16 protein-coding genes and 2 tRNA genes are annotated in these 22548 nt (G+C 53.3%); 17 read left to right on the forward strand and 1 reads right to left on the reverse strand.

Features of this window, described 5'->3' with window-relative positions:
* The first annotated feature begins 19 nt into the window (after window positions 1–19).
* From carB to secF, 6 genes are all read left to right on the forward strand, one after another.
* The gene (gene carB / locus ACMHXE_RS16825; protein WP_100144222.1) at window positions 20–3241 is read left to right on the forward strand and encodes a carbamoyl-phosphate synthase large subunit; all 3222 of its coding nucleotides are present in this window, start codon (window positions 20–22) and stop codon (window positions 3239–3241) included.
* A 163-nt stretch (window positions 3242–3404) separates the two neighbouring features.
* A complete protein-coding gene (locus ACMHXE_RS16830) occupies window positions 3405–6350 on the forward strand; it encodes an alkaline phosphatase family protein (RefSeq protein WP_229839764.1) in 2946 nt (981 codons plus the stop codon).
* Window positions 6351–6594: 244 nt separating this feature from the next.
* Window positions 6595–7071, forward strand: coding sequence for a transcription elongation factor GreA (gene greA, locus ACMHXE_RS16835; RefSeq protein WP_039033631.1), 477 nt, complete (start codon window positions 6595–6597; stop codon window positions 7069–7071).
* 119 nt (window positions 7072–7190) lie between these two features.
* A complete protein-coding gene (locus tag ACMHXE_RS16840; protein WP_413732855.1) occupies window positions 7191–7745 on the forward strand; it encodes a hypothetical protein in 555 nt (184 codons plus the stop codon).
* 119 nt (window positions 7746–7864) lie between these two features.
* On the forward strand, window positions 7865–9700 hold the full coding sequence (gene secD, locus ACMHXE_RS16845; RefSeq protein WP_101053934.1) for a protein translocase subunit SecD: 1836 nt from the start codon (window positions 7865–7867) through the stop codon (window positions 9698–9700).
* Window positions 9701–9704: 4 nt separating this feature from the next.
* Window positions 9705–10601 carry a protein translocase subunit SecF gene (gene secF / locus ACMHXE_RS16850; protein WP_373296815.1) on the forward strand — a complete coding sequence of 299 codons (897 nt, stop codon included), beginning with the start codon at window positions 9705–9707 and terminating at the stop codon, window positions 10599–10601.
* Between the two features lie 114 nt (window positions 10602–10715).
* On the opposite strand, the gene yhbY is transcribed toward secF, so the two are convergent.
* Window positions 10716–11015 (reverse strand): ribosome assembly RNA-binding protein YhbY, encoded by a 300-nt coding sequence (gene yhbY, locus ACMHXE_RS16855; RefSeq protein ID WP_025009926.1) that lies wholly within the window; start codon window positions 11013–11015, stop codon window positions 10716–10718.
* A 90-nt stretch (window positions 11016–11105) separates the two neighbouring features.
* On the opposite strand from yhbY, the gene rlmE reads away from it, so the two are divergent.
* The 11 genes from rlmE (at window position 11106) to infB (ending at window position 22497) form a co-directional block, all read left to right on the forward strand.
* Window positions 11106–11735, forward strand: coding sequence for a 23S rRNA (uridine(2552)-2'-O)-methyltransferase RlmE (gene rlmE, locus ACMHXE_RS16860; RefSeq protein WP_025009927.1), 630 nt, complete (start codon window positions 11106–11108; stop codon window positions 11733–11735).
* A 53-nt stretch (window positions 11736–11788) separates the two neighbouring features.
* Window positions 11789–13744, forward strand: coding sequence for an ATP-dependent zinc metalloprotease FtsH (ftsH, locus tag ACMHXE_RS16865; protein WP_413732857.1), 1956 nt, complete (start codon window positions 11789–11791; stop codon window positions 13742–13744).
* Window positions 13745–13857: 113 nt separating this feature from the next.
* On the forward strand, window positions 13858–14694 hold the full coding sequence (folP, locus tag ACMHXE_RS16870) for a dihydropteroate synthase (RefSeq protein WP_101053942.1): 837 nt from the start codon (window positions 13858–13860) through the stop codon (window positions 14692–14694).
* A gap of 98 nt (window positions 14695–14792) precedes the next feature.
* Window positions 14793–16130, forward strand: coding sequence for a phosphoglucosamine mutase (glmM, locus tag ACMHXE_RS16875; RefSeq protein WP_101053944.1), 1338 nt, complete (start codon window positions 14793–14795; stop codon window positions 16128–16130).
* A 182-nt stretch (window positions 16131–16312) separates the two neighbouring features.
* Entirely contained in the window at window positions 16313–17095 is a 783-nt protein-coding gene (gene tpiA, locus ACMHXE_RS16880) for a triose-phosphate isomerase (protein ID WP_039033635.1), read from the forward strand.
* Between the two features lies 1 nt (window position 17096).
* A complete protein-coding gene (gene secG / locus ACMHXE_RS16885; protein ID WP_101053947.1) occupies window positions 17097–17402 on the forward strand; it encodes a preprotein translocase subunit SecG in 306 nt (101 codons plus the stop codon).
* 10 nt (window positions 17403–17412) lie between these two features.
* A tRNA-Leu gene (locus ACMHXE_RS16890) sits at window positions 17413–17499 on the forward strand.
* A gap of 82 nt (window positions 17500–17581) precedes the next feature.
* Window positions 17582–17658, forward strand: a tRNA-Met gene (locus ACMHXE_RS16895).
* A 174-nt stretch (window positions 17659–17832) separates the two neighbouring features.
* Window positions 17833–18288, forward strand: coding sequence for a ribosome maturation factor RimP (gene rimP, locus ACMHXE_RS16900; protein ID WP_025887922.1), 456 nt, complete (start codon window positions 17833–17835; stop codon window positions 18286–18288).
* Window positions 18289–18315: 27 nt separating this feature from the next.
* A complete protein-coding gene (gene nusA, locus ACMHXE_RS16905; RefSeq protein ID WP_101053950.1) occupies window positions 18316–19815 on the forward strand; it encodes a transcription termination factor NusA in 1500 nt (499 codons plus the stop codon).
* Window positions 19816–19839: 24 nt separating this feature from the next.
* Complete coding sequence (gene infB / locus ACMHXE_RS16910; RefSeq protein ID WP_101053953.1) at window positions 19840–22497, forward strand: translation initiation factor IF-2; 2658 nt, start codon at window positions 19840–19842, stop codon at window positions 22495–22497.
* The last annotated feature ends 51 nt before the right edge of the window (window positions 22498–22548 follow it).

Below are 22548 nucleotides of genomic sequence, written 5' to 3' on the forward strand. Positions count from 1 at the left end.
CGGGAGAAGATAGAAGAAAATGCCAAAACGTACTGATATCCAAAGTATTCTTATCCTGGGTGCCGGCCCAATCGTTATCGGTCAGGCCTGTGAATTTGACTATTCGGGAGCCCAGGCCTGTAAGGCGCTGAGAGAAGAGGGTTACCGGGTTATTCTGGTGAACTCCAACCCTGCAACCATCATGACAGACCCGGAAATGGCCGATGCCACATACATCGAGCCTATCCACTGGGAAGTGGTGCGCAACATTATCGCCAAAGAACGCCCCGATGCGATTCTGCCAACCATGGGCGGCCAGACGGCGCTGAACTGTGCCCTGGAACTGGAAGCCAAAGGCGTATTGAAAGAGTTTGATGTCGAGATGATCGGTGCCACTGCCGATGCCATCGACAAGGCCGAAGACCGTGCCCGTTTCGACAAGGCGATGAAGAGTATCGGCCTCGAGTGTCCTCGTGCCGGTATTGCCCACAGCATGGAAGAAGCGCACAAGGTACTGAATGAAGTGGGCTTCCCCTGCATCATTCGGCCCTCTTTCACCATGGGCGGCAGCGGCGGCGGTATCGCTTACAACGTCGAAGAGTTTGAAGAGATCTGTACCCGGGGTCTGGACTTGTCGCCGACCAATGAGCTGCTGATTGACGAGTCGCTGATTGGCTGGAAAGAGTACGAAATGGAAGTGGTGCGCGATCGCAACGACAACTGCATCATAGTCTGCGCCATCGAAAACTTTGACCCCATGGGCGTACACACAGGTGACTCCATCACAGTTGCACCGGCCCAGACCCTGACCGACAAAGAATATCAACTGATGCGTAACGCCTCCATGGCGGTGCTTCGGGAAATCGGCGTTGAAACCGGTGGCTCCAACGTGCAGTTTGGTATTAACCCCAAAGATGGTCGCATGGTGATCATCGAGATGAACCCAAGGGTATCGCGCTCATCTGCGCTGGCTTCCAAGGCGACCGGTTTCCCGATTGCCAAGGTTGCGGCCAAGCTGGCGGTGGGCTTTACCCTGGATGAGCTGATGAACGACATTACCGGCGGCCTGACCCCGGCTTCGTTCGAGCCCTCTATCGACTATGTGGTTACCAAAATCCCTCGCTTCAACTTCGAGAAGTTTGCCGGCTCCAACGACCGCCTGACCACTCAGATGAAGTCTGTCGGTGAAGTGATGGCCATTGGCCGTACCTTCCAGGAGTCGATGCAAAAAGCTCTGCGCGGTCTGGAAACCGGGATGACAGGTTTCGACCCTATCGTGGATATCAACGAGCCGGAAGCCCTGGCCAAGATACGTTACGAGTTGCAGGATGTCGGCCCTGAGCGTCCTTGGTATATCGCCGATGCTTTCCGCGCCGGTATGTCCATGGAAGGTATTCGCCGCATCACCAACATAGACCCTTGGTTCCTGGTGCAGATTGAAGATCTGGTGCTGCAGGAAGAGAAGGTCAAGGAAAGCGGCTGGAGCGGTCTTACCCAAGAGTTCCTGCGCAAGCTGAAACGTAAAGGTTTCTCCGATGCGCGCCTGGCGTCACTGCTGGGGGTTTCTGAAAGTGAAGTGCGCAAACTGCGTCACAAGTATGAGCTCTTCCCTGTCTACAAGCGGGTAGATACCTGCGCCGCCGAGTTCGCCACGGATACCGCCTACATGTACTCCACCTACGAGGAAGAGTGTGAGGCCAATCCGTCCGATAAAGACAAGATCATGGTGATAGGTGGCGGCCCCAACCGTATCGGTCAGGGTATCGAGTTCGACTACTGCTGTGTGCATGCAGCGCTGGCGATGCGTGAAGACGGATATGAAACCATCATGGTTAACTGTAACCCTGAAACCGTTTCCACCGACTATGACACTTCTGACAGACTCTACTTTGAACCTGTTACCCTGGAAGACGTACTGGAAATTGTGCGGGTTGAGCAGCCCAAAGGGGTTATCGTGCAGTATGGTGGCCAAACACCACTGAAACTGGCCCGAGCCCTGGAAGCCGCAGGTGTACCCATCATAGGAACCAGCCCGGATGCTATCGACCGCGCCGAAGACCGTGAGCGCTTCCAACAAGCGGTTGAGCGTTTGGGGCTGAAACAGCCTGAAAACAGCACTGTGACCAACCTGGAGCAGGCGGTACTGGATGCCGAGCGTATAGGCTACCCTCTGGTGGTTCGTCCCTCCTATGTTCTGGGTGGCCGGGCGATGGAAATTGTCTACGACGAGCAGGATCTGCGCCGTTACTTCAACGAAGCCGTCAGTGTATCCAACGAGTCGCCGGTACTGCTGGATCGCTTCTTGGATGACGCCACCGAAGTAGACGTGGACGCTATCTGTGATGGTAAAGATGTGGTTATCGGCGGCATCATGGAGCATATCGAGCAGGCCGGTGTTCACTCAGGTGACTCAGGTTGTTCATTGCCTCCTTACACTCTCTCCAAGGCGATTCAGGATGAGATGCGCGAGCAGGTACGCAAGCTGGCGCTGGAGCTAGGCGTTGTCGGTCTGATGAACGTGCAGTTTGCGGTCAAGAGTGATGTGATTTACCTGATTGAGGTAAACCCGCGCGCCGCCCGTACAGTGCCTTTCGTTTCCAAGGCCACAGGTGTGCCTCTGGCCAAGATTGCCGCCCGGGTGATGGCCGGTACTTCACTGGCCGAACAGCAACATACTCAGGAAGTGATCCCGCCTTACTACTCAGTGAAGGAAGTGGTTCTGCCGTTCAACAAGTTCCCGGGTGTTGACCCTCTGCTCGGCCCTGAAATGCGTTCTACCGGTGAGGTGATGGGTGTGGGTGATACCTTCGCCGAAGCCTACGCCAAGGCGCAACTGGGCTCAGTGAAGGATGTGCCCAAGTCAGGCCGCGCCCTGTTGTCTGTTCGTCACAGCGACAAGAAGCGGGTTTCGGATCTGGCGGCCAAGCTGATTGAACTCGGCTATGAGCTGGATGCCACCCACGGCACGGCTGTGGTGCTGGGTGAAGCGGGTATCAATCCCCGTCTGGTGAACAAGGTGCATGAAGGTCGTCCACACATTCTTGACCGGATCAAGAACGGTGAATACACCTACATAGTGAATACCACAGAGGGTCGTCAGGCCATCGAGGATTCCAGACAGCTGCGCCGCGGCGCGCTGCAGCACAAGGTGAACTACACCACCACCATGAATGCGGCTTTTGCAACCTGTATGGCCCATGATGCCGACGACAGAAGCAATGTTGCCTCGGTGCAGGAACTGCACGCCAGGGTCAACAAGTAAACGCTGTCAGTCAGTAACTGAAAGTGACCAGGCCACCCATTAGGGTGGCCTGTTTTTTTGTAAACCGGATGATTTGGGTCAAACGCCTTGGCTTTGGGATCTTGGCAGCTCTTGCTAAACTCGCCCACTATCAAGGCGTTTCATTTAAGACGCTGCAATCAAGATGTTTCAGGGAAAGGAAGTGATGATACTCGAGTCTGTCTCAAAGGAGCCCAAGGGCCGGGAAAGCGTTGCGGGGCGAGTCACAGGGCTGTTTAACCGGCGGAGCAAATCACGGGCTCTTGCCTTGAGTTTTGGCTTGGCTTTGAGCCTCGGCAGCAACGGCGTGCGGGCCGATATCAACACTGTGCCTTTGGTGGCGCCTTTGTATCACGGCGGCGATCTGCTGCAAAAGCAGCTGTTTAAAGGGTTGGAGCTCAGTGTCACCACAGGGCGCGATCTGGCGATATTTTCCGTTGCCGGTATGAGTCTGGATGCCTACATTTTAACACTGCCGCTTGATGCGCCGACCAAGGCCAGGGTTATAGCCCGGCTGTCGGATCCTTTCTACAGCATCCCCCTTGGGCATTTTCTCTACCTTTTTTACGACAGATACAGCCGCGCCGAGAACCGGGATCAGTTCCGGGATTATCTGCTGAGCCAATACAGCGAGGAGCAAATCGCACCCTGGCAGCATTCGCTGTTCAGCCTGGAGGAGCAGGTCAAAGACAATACCGAACCGACCGCCGAAGCCAATGACAGACGCGAAGGCATGACGCTCAATCGCCAGTTGGTTGCCATGTTGGTGACTGTCTATGATCGCCTGTTCAACAATGATGACTGGGCCCTTGGCAAGAAACTGCCGGAACATTACCGCTATCTTGGCAACACCCCTGAAGATCTGGCGCTGATTGCCGACATTCAGCCGCTGATCATCACTGAGATTGGCAAGTATGTCGGCAGTCTGCCCGAGGGGGATATGCGCAGCGCCCTCGAGCTGATTATTGAAGATGGCAAGGCGGAAAATGCCGCCAAGGTAAACAACAAGGCGCAGGCGATAACAGTTACTCTTATCGACTTTGTCCGTCTCAATGTGCTCAAGGCCTATCGCCAATATGCATTACCGGCGCAGCGGGCCAAGGCCTTTTCTGCCTGGATGCAGGCCAGTCTCAAGGAAGACCCCAAGGGGCTGAGTGACTTTTTGGCAAGTTGGAGTCAACGCCCAAGAGCGGTGCAGATAACAGTAGATGGTTTGAGCCAGGGACTGATGCAGGCGTTGGTTGCACCCAATTCCGGCCCTTATCTCAAAGAAGTACTAGCCAGGGATGCGGCTTTGTCGCAACTCACGCCCGCGTCAGCCATGGGGCGGCCGCAGCACACTCCCAAACAGGACTTTTTGCGTCAGCTGGTGAAAAATGGCGTCACCGATCAGTACTATCTGCCGTTTTTTAAGTCACTCTATCGCCGGAGTGAAAATGGCATAACCACAGGAGGTATCTCTTCCACGCCTACCATCAGTGTGCGCAATCTGCCGATTATCAAGACAGGCGCCGCAGTGTCCGGTAAGGGGGGCACAGGGATCCCCAATTTTCACTTTGTCGATCGCACCCGTGATCGGGCCTATTACTTCTTCGGCAATGATGCCCTGCAGCTCGAAAATCTGGTGGAAAGCCGTGGCATGCGCACCATGTTCGACCGCCTGAACTATCTCAAGACCTTAAACTGTAACGCCCAATATGACTGGAACGCCCAGACCAGTTTCGATGCCCTGGTCAATTTGGGGCTGGGGGAAGTGATCCGTGATTTTGGCGAGCAGCGCTGTCTCAATGAGTTGTCGCTGCGTGCCGAAGCCGAGAAGGGCTTGCAACATAGCGTGGCGGCGGTTCGCGAGCAACTCGAGGCCTACGACAGGATGGGCGCCTGGCGGTTGTTTTCCCGCATGAGCTTACGGGCCAAGCTCAATGAACAGCTCAATGAGCTGGCCTTGCTGAGTGAGCAGGCAATGCCGGACTATCTGCTTATTTATAACCCCTGGCCGGATCACTTCGCTCATTTCAAGGGGCCGTTCAGCGACGAAATCATAGCGCCGACCGGTGAGCTTAACCGCCTCGATTACTGGCTCGGCCGTCTGGACAAGGTGTATCGGGACGCGGGTATCTATCCGCAGACGCTGTGGGGCATGGCCGGCGATCATGGTTTGGCACCTGTGTATCACACCCTTAACCCTGAACTGGTGTTGCAAGATGCGCTCAAGCAGCGCGGGGTCGAGCTCAAGATAAGCAAAATCTCCTCTGATGAAGGAGAAGGCCCCAAGATAACCAACAACCTCAATCCGCCTTCACTGCATGGGGTAGATTTGGTGATAGCCTCCACTGCCGGTGGCAACTATATGCTGGACTTCTTTAACTCGGACCGAGGTTGGCAGGTGCAACCCCTGTATCAAGAGTTGACCCGTTTTAAGGTTAAAGGAGGTAAGGCGCTGGATATGGTCAGCCTGCTTGCTGATGAGTTGCAGGAATCGCTGGATTATCTGGTGGTGCGCCAAAGCGATTGTACGCTTGATAGCTGCTCTGTGCGTTTGGTGGGATACAGAAACGGGCAGCGCCGCGATGAAATGATTAATCGTGAATCGGGCGTTATCCGTTATCAGGCGCTGGATGGTAAGGGCGCGCCAGAGTTGCTGGCACTGGCTCAGAGCAACCCTTATTTGGCGCCGCTGTCTGATGTTCAGCTGTCTGCCAAGCAACAACTGCTCGAACTGTGCCTGGGGAGTGCCAAGGGCTGCAGCGCCGAGCAGTGGCGCAGCCTGGCGGCCATGAGTCCCAGACCCGATGCCGTGGTGCAGCTGGCACATCTCTATGATGAAGACAGGGCCGGCACCATCAATCTCTTCCCCAAAGAGGGTTTTGGTTACAACACCTTAGTGCCGGGGCGTCATGCGGGGGAACATTATCTGGAAAAAGATGCTTTCATAGGTTTCTGGGGCGAGCCTAGCAAACCCGGCCAGAGATTGGGGCCGCTGGATAACGGCTCACTGGCGCCGACTTTGTATCAGTACCTTACCGGTGAGCAGGTCGAGGTAGGAGACAATGGTTGGGGCTATCCCTCTGTGCTTTCGAGTCTTAACTGAGATGAACTTATTATCGTCGGTGCCACAGAAACAGAGATTTTTGTCGCCATCACTGGCAAGCCTGCCATGGCTTAGGTAAGCTTGTAGCCAAGATGAATTGAGTTTTGGCCGGTGTGTTCCCCGGTATTCCGCTATGCATCCCTGGCGCCGCAGACAAAATGGCGCCCATTCACCCGAAAAATGAGTCTCTGTTGGCCCTTGGCTGACGGAGGCTGCTTTTGTTTGACAGGAGACGAAAGAGATTATGAACAAGGTTCCCATGACCCTGGTTGGGGCAGAACAGTTGCGTAAAGAACTGGATATACTCAAGTTTGATCGCCGTCCCAAGATCACCGAGGCAATTGCCGCGGCGCGTGAACTGGGGGATTTGAAAGAAAACGCCGAATACCATGCCGCCCGTGAAGAGCAAGGCATTTGCGAAGCCCGTATCCGCGATATCGAAGGCAAACTGTCCAACGCCCAGATCATTGATGTGACCAAGATGCCCAACAATGGCCGGATCATCTTTGGTTCTACCGTGACCATACTGAACCTGGACACAGATGCCGAAGTGACTTACCGTATTGTCGGTGACGATGAGGCCAATATCAAAGAGAACCTGATCTCGGTGAACTCCCCTATTGCCCGTGGCCTAATTGGCAAAAATCTCGGGGATGAAGTCAATATCCAAACTCCCGGTGGCCTGGCAGAGTATGAAGTGGTCGCCGTCGAATATATCTGATTGCGTTATCAAGCCGCCTCCGGGCGGCTTTTTTGTACAAGATGGACAAAGTTTAATTTGCCCGCCAGGGCTTGAAAGACTAGCATCCGCCCAAATAACCATTATCAATGGACACCTTGTTGCTGAAAATCATGCGCCTCTTTACCCTGCTGATCGCCATAGGTCTGCTGGGCAATGTGTATTCCGGGATTGCCTCTGATGCAACCTGGAAGGCGTTTGAACAGGCTTTACCCGAGCTCAGTCAGCAAGATGCTGACAAAGAGCCGTTGTCCATAGCTTCATCTACCTCAGTTGGCCAGGAGCCTCAAGCCCAAGAGTCCCGGCATCACAAGTTTGGCAAGCATGATGCTAGTGGCAGAGCTGAGGTGGAAGGCAAGGTTTCCCTGTCTCACTTATCCAAGTTGCTGCGCTCCGAGCAGGGCGACCAACTCTATTCGGCGCCCGGAGCCAGCCAGCGCTGCCTCAGCACTGCCGCTCCGCATGATGTGGCCGAGCCACCCTATGAATTGGCGTTTGAAATCGCTATGCCACCGGCGCCTTTGCTCAGCATAGGTTTTGCCGAGCAATTGCCTATTGAGCAATATTGGACCTTAAAGCACCCAGGAGCCGGTTTGCGCCTTGGAGGCTGGAAAGACGCCAACCTCCGCTATCGCTTCAGTCAGCAAGCCGCCTGACGCTCTCTACCGGGCTTTTCTGTCCGGGTTTCACTTCATCTGTTGTCAGTCACTCCTTCATTGGATGGCTGCGACTGTGATATGTGGCTTAAGCCACGAGTCGAAAAGAGAGCGTAAATATGATAACTGACTCATTATTAAAGAGTAATGCCCGCGGGCGCCAGCCTAAAAAACTGCTGAATCACTACAGCGCCTGGAAATATCTGGTACTGGTAGTCACCCTGGTGGTGATGGCGCTGAGTGCCTTGCCGACTTGGTATGGTGAAGATGCCGCGGTGCAAATATCCCCCAAGGCCGGAATCGCCTTATCTCCGACCCAGATAGTTTCTGAACTGGCCAAGGCCGATATTCTCGTCAAGCGCCTGGACAGCAAAGATCAGCAAACCCTGGTTATTCTCAATGACGAAGGCCAACAGACGCTGGCCAAGTCATTGCTGGCCACTCATGCCCAAGATCCCGCTGAACTCACTCTGGCCTTGAGTCCGGCGGCGCCCGAGTGGTTGCTCGGCATGGGGTTTGAACCCATTAAACTGGGGCTGGATCTTCGTGGCGGGGTGCAATTCTTGTTGGATGTGGATATCACCCCTGTGTATCAAACCCAGGGAAGTTCACTGGCCGACGCCCTGCGTGCCTTTGCCAGAGAGCAAGGGATCCGAGGCTTGAGTGTGCGTCAGGGCGCTGAAGAGCAACTGACAGTGGTTATGCCAGAGGCGGCTCGCGCCGAGGTGCGGCAGTTTATGGCCAAGCAATACCCACTCTGGCAGGTGAGCAGCAATAACAGTCAGCTCAAGTTGGCGCTGACTGAAGCCGAGAAAATCAACTTGCGTAACCTGACGGTGCAGCAAAACCTGCAGATCATGCGTACCCGTATCGAAGAGTTGGGGATCACCGAAGCACTGGTGCAGCGTCAGGGCGAGAGCCGCATCCGTATCGAGCTTCCCGGTGTTCAAGACCCGGCGGCCGCCAAGAGCGTGATAGGGGCAACTGCGACTCTGGCCTTCTATGAGGTCAAGGACAGCGCCACCGGCGCCATCTTGATTAAAGACAAGACCGGCAATCCTGTGCCCGTGGCGCGCAAGCCTGTGCTGACCGGTGAGCATATTGTCGATGCCCGTGCCGGCATAGGTGAAATGGGCACTGCCGAGGTCAATATTACCCTGGACAGCGAAGGCGGTCGCCGTATGACCGACTTCTCCCGAGGCCATATCGGCAAACCTATGGCCACGGCATATAGTGAGTACAGCCGCGATGCCAACGGTAAGGCGGTGCAAAGCAATGAAATTATAAGTGTCGCCACCATTCAGTCTGTGCTGCCGGAGCGTTTTCGGATAACCGGCGCCGGTAGTTATCAGGATGCGCAGCAACTGGCTCTTTTGCTGCGGGCCGGTTCTATGACTGCGCCTGTCACCATAGTTGAAGAGCGCACCATAGGCCCGACGCTGGGTGCAGAAAATATTCACAACGGCTTTGCCGCCCTGGCGCTCGGTCTGGGGATCACCCTGGTGTTTATGGCGCTTTGGTATCGCAGGCTAGGCTGGGTCGCCAACCTGGCATTGCTGGCTAACATGGTGTTGCTGTTTGGCTTGCTGGCTTTGATCCCCGGCGCGGTATTGACTCTCCCCGGGATTGCCGGTTTGGTGCTGACAGTGGGTATGGCGGTGGATACCAATGTGCTGATTTTCGAGCGGATCCGCGACAAGCTTCGTGAAGGGCGAGCATTGGCTCACGCCATTGACAAGGGCTTTGACAGCGCCTTCTCCACCATTTTCGATGCCAACTTCACCACTATGATCACAGCCGTAGTGCTCTACGCCATAGGTAATGGCCCTATTCAGGGGTTTGCGCTGACGCTGGGGCTGGGGTTATTGACCAGTATGTTTAGCGGGATTTTTGCCTCAAGGGCGATTATCAATCTGGTTTATGGCAAGAACTTCAGCCGCGATGTGAGGGTTTAATATTATGATTAATATGAAAAATGCAACCAAGTGGCGTTATTTCAGCAGCGCGGTTTCTGTAATTTTGATGATAGTGTCCATCAGTGTGATTGCCGTCAAGGGGCTCAACTGGGGGCTGGATTTTACCGGCGGCGTGGTCAGTGAAATCCGTATCGACAGCTCAATCAGCGCCAAGACGTTGCAACCTGTGTTGCAGCAGGCCTATGGCCAGGAAGTCAGCCTGATTGCAGCCGGTGAGGCTGGACGCTGGGTGCTGCGTTATGCCGCGCCAAGTGCCGGGCAAACCATGCCCGAACTACCGGAGGTACTGGCGGGTATGAACACTCAGGTGGAAGTGCTCAATACCAGCATAGTCGGGCCTCAGGTCGGCCAGGAGTTGGCTGAGCAGGGCGGTTTGGCTTTGCTGGTGGCTATGCTGTGTATTCTGGGGTATCTCTCTTATCGCTTTGAGTGGCGCCTGGCATCCGGCGCGGTATTTGCTCTGGTGCATGATGTTATCTTTGTGCTGGCTTTTTTCGCCGCCACTCAGATGGAGTTCAACTTGACTGTGCTGGCGGCTGTGTTGGCCATTTTGGGATATTCGCTCAACGATTCCATCATTATTGCCGACAGGATCCGCGAATTGCTGGCGGCCAAACCCAAGTTGGCGGTAAAAGACATCAATAACCAGGCGATTGCGGCCACTTTTGCCCGAACCATGGTGACATCCGGTACTACACTAATGACCATTTCAGCACTGTGGATCATGGGTGGAGGCCCCTTGGAAGGATTTTCCATCGCCATGTTTATCGGGGTGTTGACCGGTACCTTCTCATCGATATCCGTTGGTACTTCATTGCCGGAATGGCTGGGGCTGTCCAGTGAGCATTATCGGGTGACGCCTGTGACCCAAACACCTTGATTGAACTCGTCAATTAATACTGATTTAATCCGCCGGCGCCACAATGTGCGCGCCGATGGGATTATGGCAACAAAAAAGCCACCGGTTAAGGTGGCTTTTTTGTGGGGAAAGGGCTTATCTGGCCTTGGGCAGAGCGATTTTCATCTCTTCGGATTGACGGAAGAGCACCAAAACATGGCCGATTAGCTGCACCTTGGTTGCCTGGGTTTCACGGACAATGGCATCAACGATAGCGGCTTTCAGTTCTCTGTCTTCAGAGGCGACTTTAACTTTAATCAGCTCATGGTGAGAGAGCGCATTATCAATTTCAGCCAGTACCCCTTCAGTCAGGCCATTGGCACCAAGCAGCACTACCGGCTTGAGGCTGTGTGCCAGGCCCTTTAGATGCTGTTTCTGTTTGGTTGTTAAGTTCATTTCTACCAACTTTTGCTGAGTTACTGTTGAAAAGCCGCTATTCTACCCTCATATAGCCCTTGTGTAACTCTCATTTGTTGCGGATTTTGAATGTCAGGTAAGAAACGTACGGCCAGTTCCACCCGTTGGATGCAGGAACACTTTGATGATCACTATGTCAAATTGGCACAAAAACGGGGGCTGCGTTCGCGGGCCGCGTTCAAGTTAGAGGAGCTGCAACAAAAAGATCAGCTGATTAAACCCGGGATGACAGTGGTCGACCTGGGGGCGGCTCCCGGAGGTTGGTCTCAGGTGGCGGCCAAGTTGGTCGGTGAAAAAGGTAAAGTGGTTGCCTGTGATATTTTACCGATGGACCCAATCGTTGGCGTCGATTTCCTTCAGGGAGACTTCCGTGAGGAAAAAGTCCTTGAGGCCTTGCTGACCCGGGTAGGGGAAGATAAGGTTGACTTGGTGCTATCGGATATGGCGCCCAATATGAGTGGTTCAGATGGTGTGGATCAGCCCAGAGCCATGTATTTAGTGGAGTTGGCGCTGGATATGTGTCATCAGGTGTTGGCAGCCAATGGTAGTTTTGCTGTTAAAGTCTTTCAGGGGGAGGGCTTTGACGAGTATATGAAAGCAGTCAGACAAGCGTTCAAGACTGTAAAAACCCGTAAGCCGGATTCCTCCAGGCCACGTTCTCGCGAGGTCTATCTGGTAGCGACAGGGTACAAGTTGTAGTACCCTGATTGAAGTAAATCTCAAGACTTTGTGAGGTTCAGTAATTGAGTGACATGGCAAAAAATTTGATTCTCTGGGTGGTCATCGCCGTGGTGCTGATGTCCGTGTTCCAGGGTTACTCCCCCTCTTCTTCGTCAGCGCAGAAGATGGATTATTCGACTTTCCTGGACGATGTTCGTAGCGGCCAAGTCAGTAACGTGGAAGTGAAAAACGACCAACGTACGATTGAAGGCGTCAAAAAGTCCGGTGAAAAGTTCACCACCATTATGCCCTTGTATGACCAGGATCTGATCAATGACCTGGACCGTAAAGGCATCCGCATGAAAGGGCAGGAAGCCGAAGAGTCAGGTTTCCTGACACAGATCTTTATCTCCTGGTTCCCCATGTTGCTGCTTATCGGGGTGTGGATCTTCTTTATGCGACAGATGCAGGGCGGTGGCGGTAAAGGCGCCATGTCCTTTGGCAAGAGTAAAGCCAAGCTGATGAGCGAAGATCAGATTAAGACCACCTTTGCCGATGTGGCCGGTTGTGACGAGGCCAAGGAAGAGGTGAAGGAGATGGTGGATTATCTGCGTGATCCCAGCAAGTTCCAGAAACTCGGTGGCCGTATTCCTACCGGTGTATTGATGGTTGGTCCTCCAGGTACAGGTAAAACCTTGCTTGCCAAGGCGATTGCCGGTGAAGCCAAGGTACCTTTCTTTACCATTTCAGGTTCTGATTTTGTGGAAATGTTTGTCGGTGTCGGTGCCTCTCGGGTACGTGACATGTTCGAGCAGGCCAAAAAGTCGGCGCCATGTATCATCTTTATCGATGAAATCGACGCCGTGGGTCGTCAGCGTGGTGCCGGACTCGGTGGTGGTCACGACGAGCGTGAGCAAACATTGAACCAGATGCTGGTGGAAATGGATGGCTTTGAAGGTAATGAAGGTATTATTGTTATTGCCGCAACCAACCGTCCAGACGTATTGGATGCCGCGCTGCTGCGTCCAGGCCGTTTCGACCGCCAGGTTGTTGTAGGGTTGCCGGATGTTCGCGGTCGTGAGCAAATTCTTAAAGTGCACATGCGTAAAGTGCCTTTGGGTGACGATGTCAAAGCCAGCGTTATTGCCCGTGGTACGCCTGGGTTCTCAGGTGCGGATCTTGCCAACCTGGTTAACGAGGCGGCACTGTTTGCTGCTCGCGGTAATCGCCGTGTGGTGACCATGGAAGAGTTTGAGAGTGCCAAAGATAAGATCATGATGGGCGCCGAGCGCCGCTCCATGGTGATGTCTGAGTCCGAGAAAGAGATGACGGCTTACCACGAAGCCGGCCACGCGATTGTGGGCTATCTGGTGCCTGAGCACGACCCTGTGCATAAGGTAACCATTATCCCTCGAGGCCGTGCCTTGGGTGTGACCTTCTTCCTGCCGGAAGCCGATGCCATCAGTGAGAGCCGCCAGAAGCTGGAGAGTAAGATCTCTGTGGCCTACGGTGGTCGACTGGCAGAAGAGATTATCTTTGGCACTGAAAAAGTCTCTACCGGCGCATCTCAGGATATTAAATATGCTACGGCCATTGCCCGTAACATGGTGACCCAATGGGGCTTCTCCGAGCGACTCGGTCCGCTGCTGTACGCAGAGGAAGAGGGTGAGGTATTCCTGGGCCGCTCCATGGCCAAGTCCAAGCATATGTCTGATGAGACTGCGGCCATCATAGATTCTGAAATCAAGGCTATCATCGACCGCAACTACCAGCGAGCCAAACAACTGCTGGATGAGAATATGGATGTACTGCACGCGATGAAAGATGCGCTGATGAAGTATGAGACCATAGACTCGCGCCAGATTGAAGACCTGATGGAGCGCCGTGAAGTACGCCCTCCGGTCGATTGGCATATGGATGACAACGGTTCTTCCAACGGTAATAATGGCAATAAAGCCGCCAAGCCGGAAGAAGCCGAGGTTGAAGAGCATGAGCCGAGTGAGACGACTGCTGATTTGGGTAAGCCCGGCGAGAGCCCACTGAAATAGGCCCATTTTGAGGTTAAAGAAAACCCCGCAAGGGGTTTTCTTGTTTCTGCCTGAAGGCACAATACGAAATCCAATAAAGATGTTCTCGCGCTTGACGCGTAAGGGAGTAATGAGTGTTTGAATTGAAGTCCGGTGCTCACCAACTACTACTCGATGAGCCTAAGGTGATGGGGATCCTCAACGTAACCCCGGATTCGTTTTCCGATGGCGGCCGTTTTTCTTCCTTTGAACTGGCCTGCCGACGTGCCGACCAAATGGTGGCCGATGGCGCCGTGTTTATCGATATCGGCGGCGAGTCCACCCGTCCAGGTGCTGCCGATGTCAGCGTCGAAGAGGAGCTTTCCCGGGTTGTTCCCCTGGTGGAGTATATTGCTGCCAAGCATCCCAAAACCTGGATCTCTTTAGATACCAGCAAAGCCGAAGTGATGCGCGCCGGTATCAATGCCGGCGCTCACCTTATCAATGATGTGCGGGCCTTGCAGGAGCCGGGCGCCCTGCAAGCCGCTGCTGAACTGCAGGTGCCTGTATGTCTGATGCATATGCAGGGGCAGCCCAGAACCATGCAGAATGAGCCTCACTATGAGGATCTGCTCGCCGAGGTGAACGACTTCTTTGCCAAGCGTATTGAGGCCTGTATTGAAGCGGGGATCGCCAGAGAGGCAATATTGCTGGATCCGGGTTTTGGATTTGGCAAGACGCTGGAACACAATTATCATCTGCTGGCTCATTTGCAAGAGCTGGCAAAATTTGATCTGCCTTTACTTATCGGACTGTCGCGAAAGAGTATGATAGGAAATCTGCTTGAGCGCAGCGTAGATAGTAGATTGGCAGGTAGCCTGGCTGGCGCCATGTTGGCTGCTCAGCGGGGAGCTCATATTATTCGGGTACATGATGTTGCAGAGACTTGCGATGTACTTAAGGTGATGGCTGCCAGCAAACGTTTTGGATAATAAATGTATTTGGGATAAAAGCATTTCAAGCCAATAGGTCAGCCAATATTAGGTTTACAGTATATAGAATAGCCATTTGAAGATGGTTCTCAGTAGGAGTGAACGTGAGAAAGTTTTTTGGTACGGATGGGATCCGCGGCAAGGTCGGAGCGGGCAAGATGACTCCGGAGTTGGCTCTTAAGCTTGGCTGGGCTGCCGGTAGGGTCTTGTCCCGCAGTGGCACTCGTAAAGTGATCATAGGCAAGGATACCCGGATCTCTGGTTATCTGTTTGAGTCGGCTCTGGAAGCCGGCCTGTCTGCCGCCGGGCTCAATGTGATGTTGATGGGCCCTATGCCGACGCCTGCAGTTGCCTACCTGACCCGAACATTCCGCGCCGAGGCCGGAGTGGTTATCAGTGCATCTCACAACCCCTACTACGATAACGGTATCAAGTTTTTCTCCACAGATGGCAGTAAGCTGGATGACGAGTTGGAACTTGAAATTGAAGCCGAGCTGGAAAAGCCTCTGGTTTGTGTCGAGTCACACCTGCTGGGGAAAGTCTCCCGCATTGATGATGCTGCCGGTCGTTATATCGAATATTGCAAAGGTAACTTCCCGGCGGACCAAACCCTCGCCGGACTCAAGATAGTGGTAGACTGTGCTCACGGCGCAACCTATCACATCGCCCCCAATGTGTTCCGCGAACTGGGCGCCGAGGTAGTGACCATAGGGGATAAGCCCAATGGCATCAACATCAATGATCAGGTTGGCGCGACCTCCATGGCCAAGATTTGTGAGACCGTGGTCAGCGAAGGCGCCGATCTGGGTATCGCGCTCGATGGCGACGGTGACCGTATCATGATGGTCAATCGACAGGGTGAAGTGATAGACGGCGATCAGATCCTCTATATTCTTGCCTGCGACGCGCAAAAGCGCGGCATTCTTAAAGGCGGGGTTGTCGGTACTCTGATGTCCAATCTGGGGCTCGAATTGGCGCTCAAACAGCTCAATATCCCTTTTGCCCGTTCCAAGGTCGGTGACCGCTATGTAATGGAGTTGCTGAAAGAGAAAGATTGGCGCATAGGTGGGGAGAACTCTGGCCATATCCTCAATCTGGATCATGGCACTACGGGTGATGGCATAGTGGCAGGTATTCTGGTGCTGGCGGCAATGCGTCGTCACAATGCGTCACTGGAAGAGCTGACTGAGTCGATGCAGATGTTGCCTCAGGTCCTTATTAATGTTCGCTTTGAAGGCAACTCAGATCCACTGGCGTCACAACTGGTGAAAGACGCCCAAGTTCAGGTCGAGTCGCGACTTGGCGAGCGTGGCCGGGTACTGCTGCGTAAATCCGGAACTGAGCCTTTGATCCGGGTAATGGTGGAAGGGGACGATGAAGTCCTGGTGCGCGCCCATGCCGAAACCATAGCCGCCGCAGTCAAACAAGCGGTTTAAACTGGCATTCTTCAGCTTAATCAAAGTAAAATTAACGACTTAAGTTGGAATTGTGAGCGATTTACTGAGTGTGAGCATAAAAAGTAGCCGAACACACAGTAAATCGCAAAAATTCCGTAATCAGGTATTGTAAGTTAATAAGTGGTTCGCTATTATTCACGCCGCTTTCAGAGGAGATGGTGATGGCACTCAGACGTCCAATGGTAGCAGGCAACTGGAAAATGAATGGCAGTGCACAGTTGGCACAAGAGCTGTTCAAGAAGTTTGCCAGCAAGCTACATAATGATTCTGTTGAAGTGGTTTTATGCCCACCAGCGATTTACCTGGAAAGCGTAAGGCAACTGCTCGAAGCTAACAAAGAAACCCTGAATGGTTCTCTGGTTAGAATGGGGGCTCAAAACCTGAGTCAGCACGATTTTGGTGCTTATACAGGTGAAACCTCGGGGCGGATGCTGAAAGATGCCGGTTGTCGTTATGTGATAATTGGTCACTCGGAACGCCGTCGTATGTACGGTGAAACGAGTAATATAGTGGCAGAGAAATTTGCCGCGGCTCAAAAGCACGGTCTGACTCCGATACTTTGTGTTGGTGAATCTGGCCCGGCTCGTGAAGCAAGACGTACCTTTGAGGTGCTTGCCGAGGAGCTTGATGTGGTAATCGAAAAGAACGGTACCATGGCTTTTGATAATGCGATCATCGCCTATGAGCCCCTTTGGGCTGTAGGGACAGGAAAGAGCGCAACACCAGAGCAGGCGCAAGAAGTTCACGCGTTTATACGCAATCGCCTCTCTGAAGTGTCCCCTTATATTGGGGAAAACATCAGGATCTTGTACGGCGGCAGTGTCACACCAAGTAATGCTGCAGATTTATTCGCCCAACCTGATGTAGATGGTGGACTGATAGGCGGTGCTAGCTTAAACTCTACCGAATTCTTGAGTTTATGTTCAATAGCAATGAGCGCTTAATATGAAAGAAGTACTGATGGTTATTTACTTGTTGGTGGCTTTGGGTCTGATTGGACTCATTCTTATCCAGCAAGGCAAGGGAGCTGACATGGGCGCATCTTTTGGTGCCGGTGCTTCAGGAACCCTGTTCGGTTCAGCAGGTTCAGGTAACTTTCTGACTCGGACAACGGCGATTCTCGCTATCGCGTTTTTCACTCTCAGCCTGGTTATCGGCAATATGAGTGCGCATCACGTGAAGCAGGATACCAACATTTTGGGGCCTGAGGTAGAACAGACCCAACAGTCTGAGAGCAAAATTCCAGACTAATACCGAATATGCCGAGGTGGTGAAATTGGTAGACGCGCAGCCTTGAGGTGGCTGTGACCTAACGGTCGTGCGGGTTCAAGTCCCGCTCTCGGCACCAATCTTTAACTGAGTTAATGAATGTGAAATTTTTCTCAGTTATTGCAAGTGAAAGCTGAAATCAGTAAACTTGCAGCAGTTGACGCGGGGTGGAGCAGCTTGGTAGCTCGTCGGGCTCATAACCCGAAGGTCGTCGGTTCAAATCCGGCCCCCGCAACCAGCTCCCAGTGATGAATTAAGCTAATATTTAATTCATCCTGTTTACAGGTTCTTGAACATAATGACCTCGTGATTACGGGGTTTTTTGTTATCTGGGACTTTTAAATTTGCTGCCTTTTACGGCAGCTCAATACTGGGGCTATTAATAGCCCTTTTTTGTTTTTCGGGGGTTACCTTGGCAACATTAGAATCCAGACTCACAGAAATGCTTACTCCAGCAGTGGAAGGCCTCGGCTACCAGCTCTGGGGTATTGAATTTGTTAAGGCCGGCAAGCATTCAACCTTGCGGCTCTTTATTGACAGTGAGAACGGCATTAATATTGAAGATTGTGCCAATGCCAGTCGTCAGGCGAGCGCCATTCTGGATGTCGAGGACCCAATCACTTCCGAATACACGCTGGAAGTCTCCTCTCCCGGTCTCGATAGGCCGCTGTTCACCTCTGAGCAATATGGTATGTACCTTGGAGAGGAAGCAAAGATTCAACTGACTATGCCGGTAGCGGGTAGTCGTAACTTAAAAGGTACCATCACTAAGGTGGAAGGGCAGATGCTCACTCTGACAGTGGATGGAAAAGACTTGATTATTGCCTTGGATAACATCCGTAAAGGCAACCTGATCGCTAAGTTTTGATGGTTTCAAGGTGAACGAGGCAAGACGATGAATAAAGATATTTTGCTGGTCGCTGAAGCGGTTTCCAACGAAAAGGCTGTACCGCGCGAAAAGATTTTCGAGGCGCTCGAAATTGCGCTGGCTACCGCAACCAAGAAAAAGTATGAAGGCGATATCGATGTTCGTGTTGCCATAGATCGCAAAACTGGCGATTACGAGACTTTCCGTCGCTGGTTGGTGGTTGATGATAACGGTGAAGCGTTGGAAAACCCTTACCGTGAAATCACTCTGGAAGCGGCTCGTTATGAGAACCCTGAGATCCAGCCTGGCGAGTTCATTGAAGATGAAATCGATTCGGTACAATTTGACCGTATTACTACTCAAACCGCCAAGCAGGTAATAGTACAGAAAGTCCGTGAAGCCGAGCGCGCCCAAATCGTCGAGCAGTTTATCGACAAAGAAGGTGAGTTGGTTACCGGTGTGGTCAAAAAGAGCAACCGCGACAGCGTAGTGGTTGATCTCGGCAACAACGCCGATGGCGTGCTGTTCAAAGAAGACCTGATCTCCCGTGAGACTTTCCGTCCTGGTGACCGGGTACGCTCCCTGCTGTATGCTGTGCGTCCTGAGGCTCGTGGTGCTCAGTTGTTCCTGACCCGCACCAAGCCTGAAATGTTGATCGAACTGTTCCGTGTTGAAGTACCGGAAATTGCCGATGAGATGATCGAAGTGATGGGCGCCGCCCGCGACCCAGGTTCACGTGCCAAGATCGCCGTGAAATCAAACGATCGTCGTATCGACCCTATCGGGGCTTGCGTCGGTATGCGCGGTGCCCGGGTGCAGGCTGTATCCAATGAACTTGGTGGCGAGCGTGTTGACATAGTGCTGTGGGACGATAACCCGGCACAATTTGTTATCAACGCTATGGCACCAGCCGATGTGGCCTCAATTATTGTTGACGAAGATAACCACTCAATGGATATCGCCGTCGAAGCCGATAGTCTGGCACAAGCTATCGGCCGCAATGGTCAAAACGTTCGTTTGGCGACACAGCTGACAGGCTGGGTACTGAACGTGATGACAGTGGAAGACATGAACAAGAAACATCAGGCCGAAAGCGCCAAAGTGATGGAGCTGTTCGTGGGTGCGTTGGATGTGGACGAAGATTTCGCCCAGGTGCTGGCCGACGAAGGATTCACCTCTCTGGAAGAGGTGGCTTATGTTCCTGTTTCCGAGCTGTTGGCCATCGAAGGATTTGATGAGGACATAGTTGCCGCATTGCGTGAGCGCGCCAAGGCTGCCTTGTCTACCCGTGCACTGGCATCCGAAGAAGCACTGGATGGTGCCGAACCTAGCGAAGAGTTGTTGTCCATGCCTGAAATGGAGCGCCACCTGGCGTACGTTTTGGCAAGTATGGGTGTGATAACTCTGGAAGATTTAGCCGAGCAAGGCATTGACGATTTGATCGAAATTGAAGAATTGACAGAAGAAAAAGCAGGTGAGCTCATCATGGCAGCCCGCAACATCTGTTGGTTTGGCGAAGAAGCATAGTCGATCAACAGGGGGATTTAACTGATGGCAGAGACAACAGTAGAGAAACTGTCCACTGAAGTGGGAAAAAGCGTAGAGCGATTGATCGAGCAGTTTTCCAAGGCCGGTATCAAGAAAGGCAAGGATGACAGTGTCACCGAGGCCGAGAAACAGCAACTGCTGGACTACCTGAAAAAACAACATGGTGCGGACAGTGCGCCCACCAAGATGACATTACAGCGTAAAACTGTATCGACTTTGAGTGTTGCCGGCAGCGGCGGCCAGTCCAAAGACGTCAAAGTCGAAGTACGCAAGAAACGCACCTTTGTGAAGCGTGACCCGGCCGAGTTGGCCCGTCAGGCGGAAGAACAGGCTCGCGCCGAAGCAGAAGCCAAAGCTCAGGCAGAAGCCGAAGCGAAAGCCAAGGCAGAAGCGGAAGCCAAGGCTAAGGCAGAAGCCGAAGCGAAAGCCAAGGCGGAAGCTGAAGCCAAAGCCAAGGCCAAAGTGGCTCAGGATGCCGGTAAAGCCAAAGAAGAGGTTAAGGCCGATCCCAAGACCAGCGCCGAGCAGGAAGCTGCCCGTGTTGAGGCCGAGCGTCTGAAAGCGGCTCAAGCTGAAGCTGTTAAGCGCAAGGCCGATGAAGAAGCCGCCCGTGCGGCAGCCGAAGCCCGTCGCCTGGCTGAAGAGAATGAAAAACGCTGGGCCGAAGAAGAGCGCCAGCGTCTAGAAGCCGAGAAGCGCAGCGATCATCATATCACCACCTCTAAAGTGGCCCGCGCCGCCGAAGACACCAGTGATATGGATGAGGAGAAGCGTGGTCGTCGTTCACGTCACAAGAGTGCCGGTAAGAAACGTACCAAGGATTCCCGTGACGGTCGTGAGCGCAATATCCGCAATCGTGCGCCTCAAGCCATGAGCCATGGCTTCAATAAGCCGGTAGCCGCGGTAAACCGCGATGTACGTATAGGTGAAACCATTACTGTGGCCGAGCTGGCGCAGAAGATGGCCATCAAAGCCACTGAAATCATCAAGACCATGATGAAGATGGGCTCTATGGTGACCATTAACCAAGTACTGGATCAGGAAACTGCCCAACTGGTTGCCGAGGAGATGGGCCACAAGGTTGTGCTTATCCGTGAAAACGAGCTGGAGCATCAGGTTCTGGCCGATCGTGACGGTGAAGATGTCAAACTGGAGCCTCGTGCGCCGGTTGTGACCATCATGGGTCACGTTGACCACGGTAAGACCTCGCTGCTTGATTATATCCGTCGCACTAAGGTCGCGGCCGGTGAGGCCGGTGGTATTACCCAGCATATCGGTGCCTACCATGTAGAAACCGATAACGGCATGATCACCTTCTTGGATACTCCAGGCCACGCAGCGTTTACCGCCATGCGTGCCCGTGGTGCCAAGGCCACAGATATCGTGATTCTGGTTGTGGCTGCCGATGATGGCGTAATGCCTCAGACTATTGAAGCTATCCAGCATGCCAAGGCCGGCGGTGTACCGCTGATCGTGGCAGTGAACAAGATGGATAAGCCTGAAGCCGATGTCGATCGCGTCAAGAGTGAACTGTCCCAGCACGGCGTGATGTCGGAAGATTGGGGCGGCGACAACATGTTTGTGTTTGTTTCTGCCAAGACTGGTATGGGCGTGGACGAGCTGCTGGAAGGCATCTTGCTGCAAGCCGAAATCCTCGAACTCAAGGCCGTACGTGACGGCATGGCCGCCGGTGTGGTTGTTGAGTCTCAGCTGGACAAGGGTCGCGGTCCTGTTGCTACCATCCTGGTTCAGGAAGGTACTTTGCGTCAGGGCGATATCGTTCTGTGTGGTCTGGAGTACGGTAAGATCCGTGCCATGAAGGATGAAAACGGCAAGAACATTACTGAAGCCGGTCCGTCGATTCCGGTTGAAATCCTGGGTCTGTCCGGGGTGCCTTCTGCCGGTGACGAAGCGACAGTTGTTCGTGACGAGCGTAAGGCCCGTGAAGTTGCCCTGTATCGTCAGGGTAAGTTCCGCGATATCAAGCTGGCGCGTCAGCAGAAGTCCAAGCTGGAAAACATGTTTGCCAACATGACTGAAGGTGAAGTGAAAGAGCTGAATATCGTGCTCAAGTCCGACGTACAGGGTTCTTTGGAAGCCATCGTCGACTCGCTGACCCGTCTGTCTACCGAAGAAGTGAAAGTGAACATCATCGCCAGTGGCGTGGGTGCACTGACTGAGACAGATGCGACTCTGGCCGCAGCGTCCAACGCCATCATGGTGGGCTTCAACGTCCGTGCCGATGCACAGGCCCGTAAGACCATCGAAAGTGAGAGTGTGGATCTGCGTTACTACAGCGTGATCTACGACCTCATTGACGAAGTCAAGTCGGCCATGAGCGGTATGCTTTCTCCTGAATTCAAGCAAGAGATCATTGGTCTGGCTGAAGTGCGAGATGTGTTCAAGTCGCCTAAACTGGGTGCAATCGCCGGTTGTATGGTGACCGAAGGTATCGTTAAGCGCAGCGCACCTATCCGGGTTCTGCGTGAGAACGTGGTTATCTATGAAGGTGAGCTAGAGTCTCTGCGTCGCTTTAAAGATGACGTTAGCGAAGTTCGCAATGGCATGGAATGTGGTATCGGTGTGAAGAACTACAATGATGTTCGCGTAGGCGACCAGATTGAGGTGTTCGAAACCGTCGAGGTTGCCCGTACCCTGTAACGACAACATCGAAAAGGGCGGCAGAGGCCGCCCTTGTTGATTTTGGGGAAG

The sequence above is a fragment of the Shewanella sp. BJSY2023SW007 genome (assembly GCF_047314525.1).
Classification (GTDB): Bacteria; Pseudomonadota; Gammaproteobacteria; order Enterobacterales; family Shewanellaceae; genus Shewanella; species Shewanella chilikensis.

Coding starts and splice junctions, on each gene's coding strand:
- ftsH (WP_413732857.1), top strand. CDS start 11,789: ATGGCAAAAAATTTGATTCTCTGGGTGGTCATCGCCGTGGTGCTGATG.
- infB (WP_101053953.1), top strand. CDS start 19,840: ATGGCAGAGACAACAGTAGAGAAACTGTCCACTGAAGTGGGAAAAAGC.
- carB (WP_100144222.1), top strand. CDS start 20: ATGCCAAAACGTACTGATATCCAAAGTATTCTTATCCTGGGTGCCGGC.
- tpiA (WP_039033635.1), top strand. CDS start 16,313: ATGGCACTCAGACGTCCAATGGTAGCAGGCAACTGGAAAATGAATGGC.
- yhbY (WP_025009926.1), bottom strand. CDS start 11,015: ATGAACTTAACAACCAAACAGAAACAGCATCTAAAGGGCCTGGCACAC.
- secD (WP_101053934.1), top strand. CDS start 7,865: ATGATAACTGACTCATTATTAAAGAGTAATGCCCGCGGGCGCCAGCCT.
- greA (WP_039033631.1), top strand. CDS start 6,595: ATGAACAAGGTTCCCATGACCCTGGTTGGGGCAGAACAGTTGCGTAAA.
- nusA (WP_101053950.1), top strand. CDS start 18,316: ATGAATAAAGATATTTTGCTGGTCGCTGAAGCGGTTTCCAACGAAAAG.
- rlmE (WP_025009927.1), top strand. CDS start 11,106: ATGTCAGGTAAGAAACGTACGGCCAGTTCCACCCGTTGGATGCAGGAA.
- ACMHXE_RS16830 (WP_229839764.1), top strand. CDS start 3,405: ATGTTTCAGGGAAAGGAAGTGATGATACTCGAGTCTGTCTCAAAGGAG.
- secG (WP_101053947.1), top strand. CDS start 17,097: ATGAAAGAAGTACTGATGGTTATTTACTTGTTGGTGGCTTTGGGTCTG.
- secF (WP_373296815.1), top strand. CDS start 9,705: ATGATTAATATGAAAAATGCAACCAAGTGGCGTTATTTCAGCAGCGCG.